Source organism: Bacillus sp. FSL K6-1366, assembly GCF_037976695.1.
Lineage (GTDB): Bacteria > Bacillota > Bacilli > Bacillales > Bacillaceae > Bacillus > Bacillus subtilis.
Window position 1 is genome coordinate 3,019,165 of the sequence record NZ_CP150268.1, and the last position, 14,985, is coordinate 3,034,149.

The 14,985-nt window shown below is 45.8% G+C and carries 11 protein-coding genes and 2 pseudogenes; 8 read left to right on the forward strand and 5 right to left on the reverse strand.

From position 1 onward, the window contains the following. Positions 1–4: 4 nt before the first annotated feature. Entirely contained in the window at positions 5–397 is a 393-nt protein-coding gene (locus MHI44_RS15750) for a DUF1992 domain-containing protein (protein ID WP_003233692.1), read from the forward strand. A gap of 124 nt (positions 398–521) precedes the next feature. Then, positions 522–1,937 (forward strand): sodium:alanine symporter family protein, encoded by a 1,416-nt coding sequence (locus tag MHI44_RS15755; RefSeq protein WP_339202377.1) that lies wholly within the window; start codon positions 522–524, stop codon positions 1,935–1,937. Here MHI44_RS15755 and MHI44_RS15760 read toward each other — a convergent pair. Beyond that, positions 1,934–2,206, reverse strand: a pseudogene (locus MHI44_RS15760) (spore gernimation protein); the annotation flags it as partial. The gene MHI44_RS15755 and the pseudogene MHI44_RS15760 overlap by 4 nt on opposite strands. Positions 2,207–2,467: 261 nt before the next feature. Then, positions 2,468–2,647 (reverse strand): annotated as a pseudogene (locus MHI44_RS15765) (spore germination protein); the annotation flags it as partial. Between the two features lie 192 nt (positions 2,648–2,839). On the opposite strand from MHI44_RS15765, the gene treP reads away from it, so the two are divergent. The 4 genes from treP (at position 2,840) to MHI44_RS15785 (ending at position 7,553) form a co-directional block, all read left to right on the forward strand. Continuing rightward, positions 2,840–4,252 (forward strand): PTS system trehalose-specific EIIBC component, encoded by a 1,413-nt coding sequence (gene treP, locus MHI44_RS15770; RefSeq protein ID WP_003233682.1) that lies wholly within the window; start codon positions 2,840–2,842, stop codon positions 4,250–4,252. A gap of 70 nt (positions 4,253–4,322) precedes the next feature. Next, positions 4,323–6,011: an alpha,alpha-phosphotrehalase gene (treC, locus tag MHI44_RS15775; protein WP_339202379.1), complete on the forward strand. Its 1,689-nt coding sequence runs from the start codon at positions 4,323–4,325 to the stop codon at positions 6,009–6,011. 20 nt (positions 6,012–6,031) lie between these two features. After that, the gene (treR, locus tag MHI44_RS15780) at positions 6,032–6,748 is read left to right on the forward strand and encodes a trehalose operon repressor (protein ID WP_003233679.1); all 717 of its coding nucleotides are present in this window, start codon (positions 6,032–6,034) and stop codon (positions 6,746–6,748) included. A 139-nt stretch (positions 6,749–6,887) separates the two neighbouring features. Then, positions 6,888–7,553 carry an NAD(P)H-dependent oxidoreductase gene (locus tag MHI44_RS15785; RefSeq protein ID WP_029317487.1) on the forward strand — a complete coding sequence of 222 codons (666 nt, stop codon included), beginning with the start codon at positions 6,888–6,890 and terminating at the stop codon, positions 7,551–7,553. A gap of 37 nt (positions 7,554–7,590) precedes the next feature. On the opposite strand, the gene MHI44_RS15790 is transcribed toward MHI44_RS15785, so the two are convergent. After that, on the reverse strand, positions 7,591–11,979 hold the full coding sequence (locus tag MHI44_RS15790) for a multifunctional 2',3'-cyclic-nucleotide 2'-phosphodiesterase/3'-nucleotidase/5'-nucleotidase (protein WP_339202383.1): 4,389 nt from the start codon (positions 11,977–11,979) through the stop codon (positions 7,591–7,593). A 243-nt stretch (positions 11,980–12,222) separates the two neighbouring features. On the opposite strand from MHI44_RS15790, the gene yfkM reads away from it, so the two are divergent. Continuing rightward, a complete protein-coding gene (gene yfkM, locus MHI44_RS15795) occupies positions 12,223–12,741 on the forward strand; it encodes a general stress protein 18 (protein ID WP_015252557.1) in 519 nt (172 codons plus the stop codon). Positions 12,742–12,779: 38 nt separating this feature from the next. Here yfkM and MHI44_RS15800 read toward each other — a convergent pair whose 3' ends face one another. Then, complete coding sequence (locus tag MHI44_RS15800; RefSeq protein ID WP_003233671.1) at positions 12,780–13,970, reverse strand: MFS transporter; 1,191 nt, start codon at positions 13,968–13,970, stop codon at positions 12,780–12,782. Between the two features lie 109 nt (positions 13,971–14,079). Then, positions 14,080–14,295, reverse strand: coding sequence for a DUF1128 domain-containing protein (locus MHI44_RS15805; RefSeq protein ID WP_010330293.1), 216 nt, complete (start codon positions 14,293–14,295; stop codon positions 14,080–14,082). A 202-nt stretch (positions 14,296–14,497) separates the two neighbouring features. Between MHI44_RS15805 and yfkJ the strand changes: the two genes are divergently transcribed. Then, a complete protein-coding gene (gene yfkJ / locus MHI44_RS15810; protein WP_317680113.1) occupies positions 14,498–14,968 on the forward strand; it encodes a protein-tyrosine-phosphatase in 471 nt (156 codons plus the stop codon). Positions 14,969–14,985: the final 17 nt, after the last annotated feature.

Consider the following 14,985-nt stretch of genomic DNA (forward strand, 5'->3'; position numbering starts at 1 on the left):
AATGATGGATTTTTCCCATATTGTGTCTGAAGATAAAATTAAGCGCGCCATCAAAGACGGGGACTTTCAAAACCTCCCGGGAATGGGGAAGCCGCTGCCGAAGGATGACGCGGCACACTTGCCGGAATCGCTGCGCATGGGCTATCGTATTTTGAAAAACGCGGGAATGGCAGAGGACGAGGGCGCGCTCAAAAAAGAGCTTATGACCATCGACCATTTAATCGAAAAGTGCTATGACGAAAAAGAACGCGAGCAATTAATCAGAAAAAAATCTGAAAAGCAATTGCTGCTTGATAAGCTTGTCGACAAAAAAGGCATGTTTTCAAAGCCAGCATCCGCTTTTTATAAGAATAAAGTATATGATCGGCTTGGACGAAACAGACCTTCTTCCAGCTGATTTGTCTGATCTGCAGGATGGCGATTGATAAAAGCCATCCTTTTTATGTTCCAAGTTCTATGTCAAAAGGTTTATGTTTTTCCATCTATGGGAAATGACCCATAAACGAAAAAAGGGTGATGGGATGGAACGACTATTAGTATGGATAGAGCATATATCTGATTGGCTGTGGGGCCCGCCGCTAATCATCCTGCTGACGGGGACGGGGTTGTATTTCACTATTTTGCTGAAAGGTTTTCAATTTCGCTATCCTTTATACATTTTCAAACAGACAATCGGCAGCGTAGGAAAAAAGCCGAAGGGAGAAGGCACAGTCACACCGCTTCAGGCATTGACCTCAGCCCTCAGTTCAACGATCGGTGCAGCGAACATTGTCGGTGTGCCCGCCGCTATTATGTTTGGAGGGCCAGGAGCGGTTTTTTGGATGTGGCTTATTGCCTTATTTGCCATGGCGATTAAGTTTTCTGAAAGTGTTCTTGCTGTTCATTACAGAGAAAAAAATGAGCAGGGTGAATACGTCGGGGGACCGATGTATTACATAACAAAAGGGCTGCGCATGAAATGGCTCGGCGTATTCTTCTCTGTTGCGCTGATTGTGGAGCTGATTCCCAGCATTATGGTTCAGGGAAATTCGGTTTCAGTCTCGCTTGCCGAGACGTTTTCTTTCAATAAAATATACGCAGGAATCGGAATTGCATTTTTGATTGGGTTAGTGGTGATAGGAGGGGTAAAGCGGATCGGAAAAGTAACAGAGTTTGTCGTGCCTCTTATGGCAGGGGCATACGCAGGTGCCGGTCTCCTGATTGTTCTCATGAATCTATCATCAGTGCCGGCGTTTTTCTCTCTCGTTTTTTCAAATGCGCTTACCTCTTCTTCAGCAGTTGGAGGGTTCGCAGGTGCTGCGTTGGCGGAAACCGTTCGCTGGGGATTTGCCCGCGGGCTGTATTCTAATGAAGCCGGAATGGGAACAGCCCCGATTGCACATGCGGCAGCAATGACTGATCATCCTGTGCGGCAAGGGTTTTGGTCTGTGATCGGCATTGTCATTGACACCTTGATCATCTGCACGACCACCGCTTTTGTCGTTCTTGCATCTGGTGTCTGGACAGGGAAGAACGCCTCAATTGACCCGGCAGCACTGACGACGGCTGCATTTCAGCATTATTTCGGTTCTGGCGGAGGGTACTTCGTTTCGGTTTCCCTAGTCTTCTTTGTCGTATCAACCATTATGGTTGTCATTTTTTACGGCGTAAAGCAAGCTGAATTTCTGTTCGGGCGGCTGGCAGGACACGTGATTAAATTCGTATATTTAGCGGCTATTATCATAGGTGCCGCAGGCGGAGCAAAAGCCATTTGGGGCTTTTTGGACTTAGCATTGGCTTTTATTCTCGTTCCAAATGTGATTGCGCTGTTGTTATTGAGCAGAAAGGTAAAAGCGCTGTACACCGAATTCTTTACATCTGAACAGTACTACCTGAAAGATATAAGAAAAACAAAACAGAATCCTGTTTATCAAACAAAAGAAGCTAAAAATTCCTAGTGCTTTGCTTTGGCGCCGAACAACGCTTTGCTTTTTATGATCAAATAAATGAGTAAAGGCAGCAAAATAGAAATCACTACATTAATGATTGGTTTGATTCTGTTAAAGTCGAAGCTGATTTGTATGTAAGAAGAACCAAAAGCTGCCGGTTGGTGTATACATGGCTTTCGGGTCGTTTTTTGAGTGTAAGAGCGATAGGCTGTACCACGATACTTCACTATAATGACGGAAATCCAAAAGGCCGTGATGATCAGGCCTGTACGATCCAAGATACAATCATCACCATGGGGCAGACCCAATTTCCGCATCAGTACTGTCCCAATAACAAGAGCGCCGAGGATGCCGACCGTCTGACCAACGGTTTTCGGCAGGCGCACTCCCTTTTCACGGAGAGCCTCAGCTGTTTGGCGGGGAAAGAAATCGGCTAGCGGGCAGACGCCGCCCTGAACATTATACCCTGAGGCTTTCAGTGAAGCCCTCTCTCGATCCTTTGATGGTCGATTCTGTTATTAACTTTTCAAAGTTTCTTCATAAACAATAAATCCGCACAGCCCGTTTCCAAAGTCAAATTGTCTAAATACGATGTCTGAGCAGCCTTCTGTTAATAAGGTCAGATTTTCGAGGTTTTCCTTCAAATTGGGAGAGATCGGTCTGTCCTGATTGTCTTCAAGCTCTTTGATGAGCTGAAGCGCTTTGTCGCGTTTATTCATAGAGGCTCACCCTGCTTTTTAATGTCATATTCAATAAGTGCTTGTGACTTTTAGGGTAACCTTGTCTGTTTCATATATTCCAGACTAGGATGAAAGCGCTATAAAAAAGTGTTGACTACCTGTATATACAGGAATACAATATGATTATAAGTTGTATATACAAGTTATAAAAACGGATACGGAGGGGTTGGCATGGGGGAACTGAACAAATCGGCACGTCAGATTGTCGAAGCAGTCGGCGGTGCTGAAAATATTGCAGCGGCAACTCATTGTGTTACACGTTTGCGTTTTGCTTTAATAGATGAAAGCAAGGTTGACCAAGAGATGCTTGATCAAATTGATGTGGTAAAGGGATCATTCTCGACAAACGGACAGTTTCAGGTCGTAATCGGCCAGGGAACTGTCAATAAAGTATATGCTGAACTGGTTAAGGAAACGGGGATTGGCGAGTCAACAAAGGATGAAGTGAAGAAGGCCTCAGAAAAAAATATGAATCCTTTGCAGCGTGCTGTGAAAACGCTTGCGGATATTTTTATTCCAATATTGCCTGCGATTGTCACGGCGGGTCTTTTAATGGGGATCAATAACATTTTAACGGCGGAAGGCATTTTCTTCAGCACAAAATCGATTGTGCAGGTTTATCCGCAGTGGGCGGATCTTGCTAATATGATTAACCTGATTGCAGGCACGGCCTTTACGTTTTTGCCTGCGTTAATCGGATGGTCTGCCGTCAAGCGGTTCGGCGGCAATCCGCTTCTCGGCATTGTGCTCGGGGTTATGCTCGTGCATCCTGATTTGCTGAATGCGTGGGGATATGGCGCGGCAGAACAAAGCGGAGAGATCCCGGTATGGAATCTATTCGGCCTAGAGGTGCAGAAAGTCGGCTATCAGGGCCAGGTGCTCCCAATTTTGCTTGCTTCTTATATGCTGGCGAAGATTGAGGTATTTTTAACAAAACGCACACCTGAGGGCATACAGCTGCTCGTTGTCGCACCAATTACGCTTCTCTTAACAGGATTTGCCTCTTTTATCATTATCGGCCCGATTACATTTGCGATCGGTAATGTACTGACTTCAGGGCTGATCTCGGTGTTCGGTTCTTTTGCCGCACTGGGCGGTCTGTTATATGGCGGTTTCTACTCAGCGCTCGTGATTACCGGTATGCATCACACGTTTCTTGCAGTCGACCTGCAGCTCATCGGATCAAAGCTCGGCGGCACCTTTTTATGGCCGATGCTGGCGCTTTCTAATATCGCACAAGGTTCGGCAGCTCTGGCCATGATGTTTATCGTGAAGGATGAGAAACAAAAAGGCCTCTCCCTCACATCAGGGATTTCTGCTTATCTTGGCATTACAGAGCCTGCCATCTTTGGGGTGAATCTGCGATACAGATTCCCGTTTATCATTGCAATGGTCAGCTCTGGCCTGGCCGGAATGTATATTTCTTCTCAAGGTGTGCTGGCAAGCTCCGTCGGTGTCGGCGGCGTGCCGGGGATTTTCTCAATCATGAGTCAGTACTGGGGCGCGTTTGCAATCGGGATGGCTATTGTATTGATCGTGCCGTTTGCCGGAACATACGCGTATGCGAGATTCAAACATAAATAACAAATGGGGAGCGGGACGTGTTGAACGTTCCCTTTTCCCGTTTTCAATTTAAATATGGTGGTGGAAACAGATGAAAACAGAACAAACGCCATGGTGGAAAAAAGCTGTGGTTTATCAAATTTATCCGAAAAGCTTTAACGATACGACGGGAAACGGTGTCGGCGATTTGAACGGCATTATTGAAAAGCTGGATTACTTAAAAACACTTCAAGTGGATGTGCTATGGCTGACGCCGATTTATGATTCTCCTCAGCATGATAATGGGTACGATATTCGTGATTATTACTCGATTTATCCTGAATACGGAACGATGGAGGATTTTGAGCGGCTAGTGTCCGAAGCACATAAAAGAGACCTGAAAGTCGTCATGGATCTTGTCGTCAATCATACGTCAACAGAGCACAAATGGTTTCAAGAGGCTATTTCGTCAAAAGACAGCCCGTATCGTGATTTTTATATATGGAAAAACTCGCAGGAAAACGGTTCTCTTCCGACGAACTGGGAATCGAAATTCGGCGGCTCGGCATGGGAGCTTGACGAAGCGTCGGGCCAATACTATTTGCATCTGTTTGATGTGACGCAGGCTGATTTGAATTGGGAAAATGAAGAGGTCAGAAAGCATGTCTATGACATGATGCATTTTTGGTTTGAAAAGGGAATAGACGGCTTCAGGCTTGATGTCATCAACCTGATTTCTAAAGATCAGCGCTTTCCGGATGCGGAGGACGGCGGCGACGGCCGCTCTTTTTACACTGACGGGCCGCGGGTGCACGAATTTCTGCATGAAATGAACGAAAAGGTGTTTTCGCATTACGACAGCATGACGGTCGGTGAGATGTCTTCAACAACCGTAGACCACTGTATCCGGTATACGAATCCTGACAATAAAGAACTTGATATGACATTCAGCTTCCATCATCTCAAGGTTGACTATCCTAACGGCGAAAAATGGGCCTTGGCGCCGTTTGATTTTTTGAAGCTGAAGGAGATCCTATCCGACTGGCAAACGGGGATGCACGCAGGAGGGGGATGGAACGCTCTGTTCTGGTGCAATCATGATCAGCCGCGCATAGTATCAAGATATGGAGATGATGGCGCATATAGGGTGAAATCGGCGAAAATGCTTGCTACGGCCATTCATATGATGCAGGGCACGCCTTATATTTATCAGGGCGAGGAGCTGGGGATGACGAATCCGAAGTTTTCGGACATCAGCTCCTATCGGGATGTCGAATCGCTGAACATGTATCACGCCTTTAAGGACAAAGGAATGGCTGATCAAGAGATCACAGCCATTTTACAGGCGAAATCCCGTGACAATTCCAGAACCCCTGTTCAGTGGGATGCTACGGAGAATGGCGGTTTTACAACGGGCACCCCATGGATACCGGTCGCCGGCAATTATCGGGAAATCAATGCTGAAGCGGCGCTGAGGGATCAAAATTCGGTGTTTTACCATTATCAAAAATTGATTCAGATTCGCAAAATGTATGACATTGTGACAGAGGGAACGTATGAGTTAATCGCAAAGGATGACCCGAACATTTTTGCGTATCTCAGACATGGCAGCAATGAAAAGCTGCTCGTGATCAATAATTTTTACGGGACAGAGGCGGCCTTTACACTTCCGGACTCTTTAGCGCCTGACGAATGGAAGGCAGAGGTGCTGTTGACGAACGATGAAGCAAGGGAAGGGCTTCAGAACATGACGCTTCGCCCGTATGAGTCCATTGTTTATCGTTTAACGAAACCGTGTTAAACTAAGCTGGGTGGTCCATAATGAAGGTGAATAAATTCATCACAATTTATAAAGACATCGCACAGCAAATTGAAGGCGGCCGATGGAAAGCGGAGGAGATTCTTCCGTCTGAACATGAGTTGACCGCACAGTACGGTACATCAAGAGAAACGGTCCGAAAGGCGCTTCATATGCTCGCGCAAAACGGTTATATCCAGAAAATCAGGGGAAAAGGCTCCGTCGTGCTCAATCGTGAAAAAATGCAGTTTCCCGTTTCGGGCCTTGTCAGCTTCAAGGAGCTCGCGCAAACGCTTGGCAAAGAAACGAAAACAACTGTACACAAATTCGGGCTGGAGCCTCCGTCAGAGCTGATCCAAAAACAGCTACGGGCCAATCTGGATGACGACATCTGGGAAGTCATCAGGTCTAGGAAGATTGACGGGGAACATGTGATTTTGGACAAGGATTACTTTTTCAGAAAGCATGTCCCTCACTTGACGAAAGAAATTTGTGAAAACTCCATATATGAATATATAGAAGGAGAGCTCGGTCTTTCGATCAGTTACGCCCAAAAAGAAATTGTCGCCGAGCCGTGTACCGACGAGGACAGAGAGCTGCTCGATTTACGCGGCTATGACCATATGGTCGTGGTGAGAAACTACGTCTTTTTGGAGGATACCAGTTTGTTTCAATATACGGAAAGCAGACACCGTCTCGACAAATTCCGATTTGTTGATTTTGCGCGGCGGGGGAAATGAGAGAGGCGCCTGCCTGCGGCAGCGCGCTTTTTTGTTTGGTATCAAAATTGATACTATCCAACAAAAATGTGCGTACTTTTACTTTTTATCATAATGGCTACAATAGAGATGAGAGTAACCTAAAGGAGAGGTGTTTTACATGACAGAACTAAAGAAACAAATTCTGGATGCATACAATTTCAGGCATGCGACTAAGGAATTTGACCCGAATAAAAAAGTGTCAGACAGCGATTTTGAATTTATTTTAGAAACAGGAAGACTGTCTCCGAGCTCACTCGGCCTTGAGCCTTGGAAATTTGTCGTCGTCCAAAATCCGGAATTCCGCGAGAAGCTTCGTGAATACACATGGGGCGCGCAAAAGCAGCTGCCGACCGCAAGCCATTTCGTCCTGATTCTTGCGCGTACAGCGAAGGATATCAAATATAATGCGGACTACATCAAACGTCATTTAAAAGAAGTAAAACAAATGCCTCAAGACGTGTACGAGGGCTATTTAAGCAAAACAGAAGAATTCCAGAAAAACGATTTGCATTTGCTTGAAAGTGACAGAACATTGTTTGACTGGGCATCAAAACAAACCTATATCGCGCTTGGCAACATGATGACTGCCGCTGCGCAAATCGGTGTTGATTCCTGCCCAATCGAAGGCTTCCAGTACGATCACATCCACCGTATTCTTGAAGAAGAAGGCCTTCTGGAAAACGGAAGCTTTGATATTTCTGTGATGGTGGCATTCGGCTATCGAGTGAGAGACCCTCGCCCGAAAACAAGATCTGCTGTTGAAGATGTTGTGAAGTGGGTTTAAATAAAGAAAGCTGCTCGCTTAGCGAGCAGCTCTTTTTTTATGCCTGATTCGTTCTATTCTGTTTTCTCCTCTGATGTAAGTACATTGCCGTTCCGAGTGCGCTGATAAGAAATCCGGCCAACAGGATCGAGTACATGGATGTGGCTGTGTCCGGAAGCAGGCCGCCAGCCGGACCGTCTGTTCCTGATCCGCCCGAACCGTTTCCTCCAGAGCCGTTAGTCGGTTGAGTGCCGGGAGGCGTATCATTTCCTCCGTTTCCGTCAGTCGGCTGTTTTCCGCCTGGTTTGTCGGAGCCTCCGCCATGACTGCCGTCATCACCGCCTGTCGGTTGGTCGGACGGGAATGCCGGCGGTTTGTTGTTCGAACCGGAATTTAAGATCGTGTATTCGCTGAAGTGGTTTGTATATCCTGTCACCATATCATCGTCAACTGATCCGTTATCTGTCTTTGTGAAAGCTCTCTTTTTCCTGTCGACGTGATAAATGGCAGGGTTATGAGCTTCTTCAATATCAAACATGCGAAGCGAAAGCTGTACGGGCTCCTTGAATGATTTTATTTCTTTTCCTTTTTGCTTTACTGTAAAGTCATATACATCTGCCAATGACACATTCAATTCTCCCGTCGACTTGATTCCGATTGCAGTGTTTGCAGTTTTAAGGTTCGCCATTGGCATCTTCATGCTGTACCAGTAGTTGAACACCGTCAATGAAGGATCTGACTCTCTTTCTTTCAAAAGTTTGACCTGATCTTTTTTTACTTTGAGATTGATAGGCTTCTCTTGTGATCCTTCATGTGTTCCGTAATAGACAAGCGGCGTGTTGGCATTTTTAGCGTAAATCTCAAATTTGTCTTCATCAAGTGTCCAGCTGCCGTCCTTCTGCTTTGTCGGCAGGAATACTTCTTTGATCCGTCCTTCAACTTTAGGAGAGACCTTGTTTCCTAGTTTTTTCAGCTGTTCGGTGAAAATCTCATAATCAACGTAGCCAAGGTCTTCACCATGGGAGGCTTCTGTAAAGACAGAATATCCGTCTCCTCCGGCACCGACAAAATTATTTGTTGCCACGCGGTAGGTATCATCCGTATTTATAGCAACTTTGTCTCCGTTAGGCGATTCAATTTTCACTTCTAACACACGGTGCCCAGGTTCGTTGTTTAATGTAAAGGTATATTCGATTCCGGCCACCTGAGGGAAAGCGCCGCCGCCATTTTCCACATTGCTTAGGCCTTGTTCAAGGGCTTCTTTAATTTGTTTTCCGGTTAAATCGGCCACGTAAAGCGTATTGCCGAACGGCATCACGTTGAGCACCTCGCCGAGTGTGATATCACCTTTGTCAATGCCGGCTCTGATGCCGCCGCCATTTGTTATCGCTATTCTGGCGCCGGCTGCTTCTTTCGCTTTTGCCAGCATACCGTCCGCGATGAAGTTTCCGAGATTCGTTTCTTTCGTGCGCACATGCTCACGCTGGCCGTCAAGCGCCACATCCGTATAGCCGACTTTTTCATTTTTTACGTCTTCTAATTCACTTTTGAACTGATCAAGCTCTTGTTTTGCTTCTGCGTTTTCTTCTGTATGCTCATCAATTGGCAGCACGCTCTGATTTGATTTGTCTGTTTGCACAACGCCATTTTCATCAAACGCGACATCAACGCGCCCCAAGAATTGGCCGTATTCTTTTGCCTGTGCCACGATCGTCGGTTCTTCGTTGTTCACGACCTCCATTTTGTCTACGAGGGTGTGAGTGTGTCCGCCGATGATCAAGTCAATGCCTTTTACTTTTTTGGCTAGCTCAAGATCACGGTTATGCCCGATGTGGGTTAAAGCAATAATCTTATTTACCTTTTCTTCTTCCTGAATCGCTTTGACGGTGTTTTGGGCTGTTTCAAAGGCATCATTGAATACGATGCTTTTGCCCGGGCTTGATGTGGTGGCTGTATCTTCCGTTGTCAGGCCGAATACGGCGACTTTCTCCCCGTCAACGTCTAACAGAATGTAAGGGTGGATGCCGGCCTCTTTCTTTTCACCTGCCGTAAAGGTTTGCGGCTTTTTGGCAAATGATTTCAGCTTGGGCTCATTTGACACATCTACGTTTGCACTGACAATCGGAAATTCCGGCGCTTCAAAGTGATAGCGGTTCGCCGGATCAACGGTTGCGCTGTTTCCGCTTAGAAAATCAGAAAGCACTGTCGGGCCTTTGTCAAATTCATGGTTTCCGAAGGTCATGGCGTCATAGCCCATCATGTTCATCATTTTCAGATCGGCCAAACCGTTCCATTTAGTAAAATATAGATCGCCGGAAAATACATCTCCCGCATCAAGGAGAATGTTGTGATTTGTTTCGCTGCGCACTTCGTTGATTTTCGTCATTCGTCTCGCTGCATCATCGAGATGGGCGTGCGTATCATTGGTGTGCATGACGGTCAGATCCCACAGTCCGTCTTTAGGAGGATCTGGATTTGAATCATCATCGAATTGCAGCTTATACACACCATAGCCTTCATTCGCAGACTTGCCTACATAAGCGACATCGTCTGCTTTATCGGCAAATGGCTTGGCCAAAAGCGAGGATTCAAACGTCAGATTCGTGCCGGAAACAGGCGCGATTGACCAGTTGTTGTCTGCTTTTGGATTGACTGTTTTTTGTTCAATAATGTAATCCATCAGCACCTGCCTGTTTTCAACCGCAGAGCCGTGGACAATTTTATCGCTCGTCAGATGAGGGAATCCGCCGCCTCCGGACGCACGATAGTTATTGGTGACCACGAGAAATTCCTGGCTTGGGCTGATCGGCTTGCCTTCATAGGAAAGATTGATGATACGGGATGAATCCGCATTGATCACTTTTCCGTTCTCATTGTATTTAGCTGGTTTTGTCACATCGACCTGATATGTGACACCGTCAATCACATCAAAATTATAGGAGCGGAAATTCTCGTTCAGCAAGGCCTGATCGCCGCCTTTGGCTGGATCAATTTGATTGAATTGGCCTGCTGACATCTCCAGCCAGTCCTTGACTTCGCTGCCTGTCAGCTTGACGATTTGAACAGTATTATCGTAAAGGTACAAGTCACCGACATTTTTAATCGCAAGATCTCCGGCTGGAATGTTTGTATAGTAATTGGCTCCGTTTCTGCCGCCTGCTTTAAACGGCGCTCCAGCGGATAAAATCGGCAGGTTCTTGTACTCGGTATCCTTCATTTCTTTTTCAGCGTACCACTTTTGCGCGTCAGTCACGATCTGAATGGAAGGATCATCTTTGACCTGTGCAAAGAAGCTGTTAATATCTGCTTCGGTTTTGCCGACTGGCTTTCGGACATACTCCAGTGTGTTTTGGTGTGTTTGCTGAATGATGTTTGTAACGGTTTCGTTTCTTGATGTGACGTTGCCAGCAATAGATTCAATACTTCCTTTGGAATCTGCTACCTTCCATGAGCCCTCTGCCTTTTCAAGCTTGAGGTCAATCACGCCTAAATATTTGCCCCAGCTGCTTGGCATGACGACAGGAATGCCGTTAATTGTTCCCTTTTCCACATTGAACTGAGCAACACCCGCATACTCGGCGGAAGGAAAGAGTCCGTGCTGATGGCCCGAGATAATCGCGTCAATGCCTTTCGTTTTAGTGGCAAGGTCAAACACGGCGTTTTCTGCGCCTGATGATTGTGACTGCTTTTCAATGCCGGTGTGGGCGAGGGCAATAATGACATCTGCGCCTTCCGCCTTCATTTTCGGGATCGTTTCATTGGCGGATTCTACGATATCCTGCACCTGCACCTGTCCCTCGAGATTCTTTTTGTCCCATGTCATGATTTGCGGCGGGACAAAGCCTATGTAACCGACTTTTACTTTTTGCTCATTACCATTTTTATCAATGAGGGTTTTTTCATTAATCACATACGGCGTATAACGGTTTTCGCCGCTAGTTGTTTTGACGTTGGCATTTACAATCGGGAAATCGGCTCCTTTGATTGTGCCGTCGAGAAAGTCGAGCCCGTAGTTGAATTCATGATTGCCAAGCGTTCCGGCGTCGTATTTCAGCGCATTCATGACGCTGATAATCGGATGGGTTTTCGTGCCGGAGATAATGTCGTCTTTTTGATATTTCACCGCGTATTCACCCAGCGGATTCCCTTGAATCAAGTCGCCGTTATCCACAAGCAGAGTGTTAGGGTTTTGCTCGCGGTGCTTTTGGATCAATTGCGCTGTTCTTGCCAGACCGAAATCCGCCGTTTCTTTGTCGCTGTAGTAATCGTAATCCATCATGTTGGCATGAATATCAGTTGTAGCCAAAATACTCAGATGCACCTGAGGAGCCGCGCTTTCTTCTGCATGAATGGGTGGTGTTGGGAGGATTAGGCTAAGTATCATAATTGGGGGCAAAAGAATACGGAGAATGTTTTCGACGTGTGTTCGTCTTTTCTGTATTCTCACCAGTTCTCCACCTTTCAACGAAATTTGTGTTACAGCTCCTATTGTAAGAATATTTTGTAACTATTTGTAGGTGTTTCTTTATGATTATTGTAAAAGGGAGAAAAATGAGTACTATGTAGCAGCTTCAAGCGACAAATACTGGGTATTTATGCTTATCGTTTGTCCATATTCGCAAAATGTTTATTTTAGTGTGGCTGGGGTAGAGTGTTTTATGTAGACATATAAAGCGGGAGGTTATGAACCATGGGGAAAAAAATTGCAGTTGTTTTGACAGATTACTTTGAGGACAGCGAGTACACTGAGCCTGCGAAAGCCTTTAAAGAAGCGGGACATGAACTGACTGTCATCGAAAATGAAAAAGGAAAAACAGTAAAAGGCAAGCAGGGAAAAGCGGAAGTGACGGTTGACGCGTCCATTGACGACGTAAACCCTTCAGACTTTGATGCGCTTTTGATTCCCGGAGGATTTTCACCAGACCAGCTTCGCGCTGACGATCGTTTCGTCCAATTTACAAAAGCGTTTATGACTGACAAAAAACCGGTATTCGCCATTTGCCACGGCCCGCAGCTTTTAATCAATGCGAAAGCGCTCGACGGCCGAAAAGCGACGGGCTATACGTCCATTCGTGTTGACATGGAAAACGCCGGTGCCGACGTTGTGGACAAGGAAGTGGTTGTTTGCCAGGATCAATTGGTCACTAGCCGCACACCGGAAGATATACCGGCATTTAACCGCGAGTCATTGGCATTGCTTGAGAAATAAGAAAAAACGGACGCTCTTGGGCGTCCGTTTTTTGTTGCTTAGGCTTGAGCACCTGTCAGTTTCTTGTACCTGTAATACAAGAAAGCAGCTGCAGCCGTTCCGATGACCGCAATGCCGAAGTCGAATATGAAAATATGAGCGATGCCCCCCGCTTTTGCGATAAGCCCTGTTGCAATCGGCAGCAGAATCGATGCAAGACTTGAAGCGGTCGCTACAATTCCGGTAACGGTTCCTTTTCGCTTCCAGAAAAGCTCTGTCATTAACGTAATGGTAATTTGAAACACACCCGCAGTTGAAAAGCCTAAGAAAAAGGCAGTGATGTCCAGCACAACTGGGATATGAACGGTCAGCATGACTGCGAGCGTACATAAAGTAATAATAGGATATAAGAGCGTTATGAAGACAGGTTTGACCCATCTATTCAGCAAAACGGCTAATAATAAAACAGATGCCAGAGATCCTATACTATAATAGCTCAGCAATTGTACAGATGCTGATTCAGCTAAACCGGCTGCCTTTTGCGCGTAGCTCGGGAGCCAGATTTGAGAAACAGTAAATAAAGCCGTGGATGTAAAACCGATGATAATCAGTGCGGTGCCTTCCTTCTGAAAAACGGGTTCAGACAAGAAAACGGGAGATTCCTGTTGGCCGCTATTAGTTGGTTTCTTATGTTTTTTAGGAAACGAAAGCGTTGATAAATAAATAATATTCAGGAGATAGACCGCTGCCGGCAGATAAAAAGCAAATCCGTAAAACATGCTGTGGTCTGATAAAAATGTGATCAAAAGCGGCAAAAGTGCGGCCCCGACAGACATAAAGGCTTTGACCAAGACATTCGCCGAACCGGAAGCAGACGGAAAGAGCTCGGTTAGGGCCGGATATGTTCCGGCATCCATCGCTGAATTTGCGACTCCGGCTAATAAGGCGAACACAAACGCCAGCTCATAGCTCGGTGATAAAGGAATACCGACTAAAAAGACGGCCATAATTCCCGCAGAAGCGACAACAAGCGGCTTTCTGCCGATTTTATCTGATAGAACGCCGGAAATGCCGTATGTCAGCAGTTTGCCAAACCCGATAGCGGCAATGACATAACTGATGCCGGTCGGATCGGTATTCCACTGTTTTGTTAATGAAGACATATTGGATGCGAGAATGATGTTGACCATCCCCAGAAAGAAGTAGTTGATATACATTCCGGATGCTGTTTTGATAGATGTCGTTTGCATGCTTGTACTCCTTCAAATCTTATTCGAACACTTTGCTGTTTACTGTTCTAAGGAAAATTGGTTTGGGGAAATGATAAAAAAGACTCGCCGAGTTTCCGGCCAGTCTCCATTATTTACGAAGCGAGGCTAATTCTTGAGCAATCGCCTGCATTTCACTTGGGCTGAATGATTCTTTTTTCATCACCATGCTGTGAAGGTACGTGAGGTCTTCAATCTTCTCATCACTGAAATCCTCCGCTTTGATTACGCCGACGTTCAGCATGTTCAGCTTTTGGGAAATCTCTTCAATCATTTGAGTTAATGTTTCTGTATTTGGGCTGGACAAATGGTTCCATCCTTTCTATGCGCAATATAGGTATGTTTTATTCTAACAGAATTCCATCAGAAAAAAACCCTATTCTAAAAGCAGGCTGTTCATTCCAAAAAAGTGAAGACATCAGTTGAAAAGAAAATGAACATCCTACTAAGATATTCATGAAGGTTTCTTTTTAGAGAAATAGGGGCAAAGAATAGGGAGGTTGGACAACATGATAAGCGTGTTATTTGTTTGTTTAGGAAACATTTGCCGGTCTCCGATGGCGGAAGCGATTTTTCGGGACCTTGCAGCCAAAAAAGGATTAGAGGAGAAAATCAAGGCGGACTCAGCGGGAATCGGCGGCTGGCACATCGGCAATCCGCCGCATGAGGGAACGCAGGAGATATTGCGCAGAGAAGGAATCAGCTTTGATGGCATGCTGGCGCGTCAAGTCAGCGAACAGGATCTTGCCGATTTTGATTACATCATTGCAATGGATGCAGAAAATATCGGAAGTCTCAGAAGCATGGAGGGATTTAAAAACACCTCACATATCAAAAGGCTTTTGGACTATGTTGAAGATTCAGATCTTGCCGACGTTCCCGATCCTTACTACACAGGGAATTTTGAAGAGGTCTGCCAATTAATCAAATCGGGCTGTGAGCATCTCCTTGTGTCTATTCAAAAAGAAAAACAATTGTGAGTGAAAGGAGAATTTGC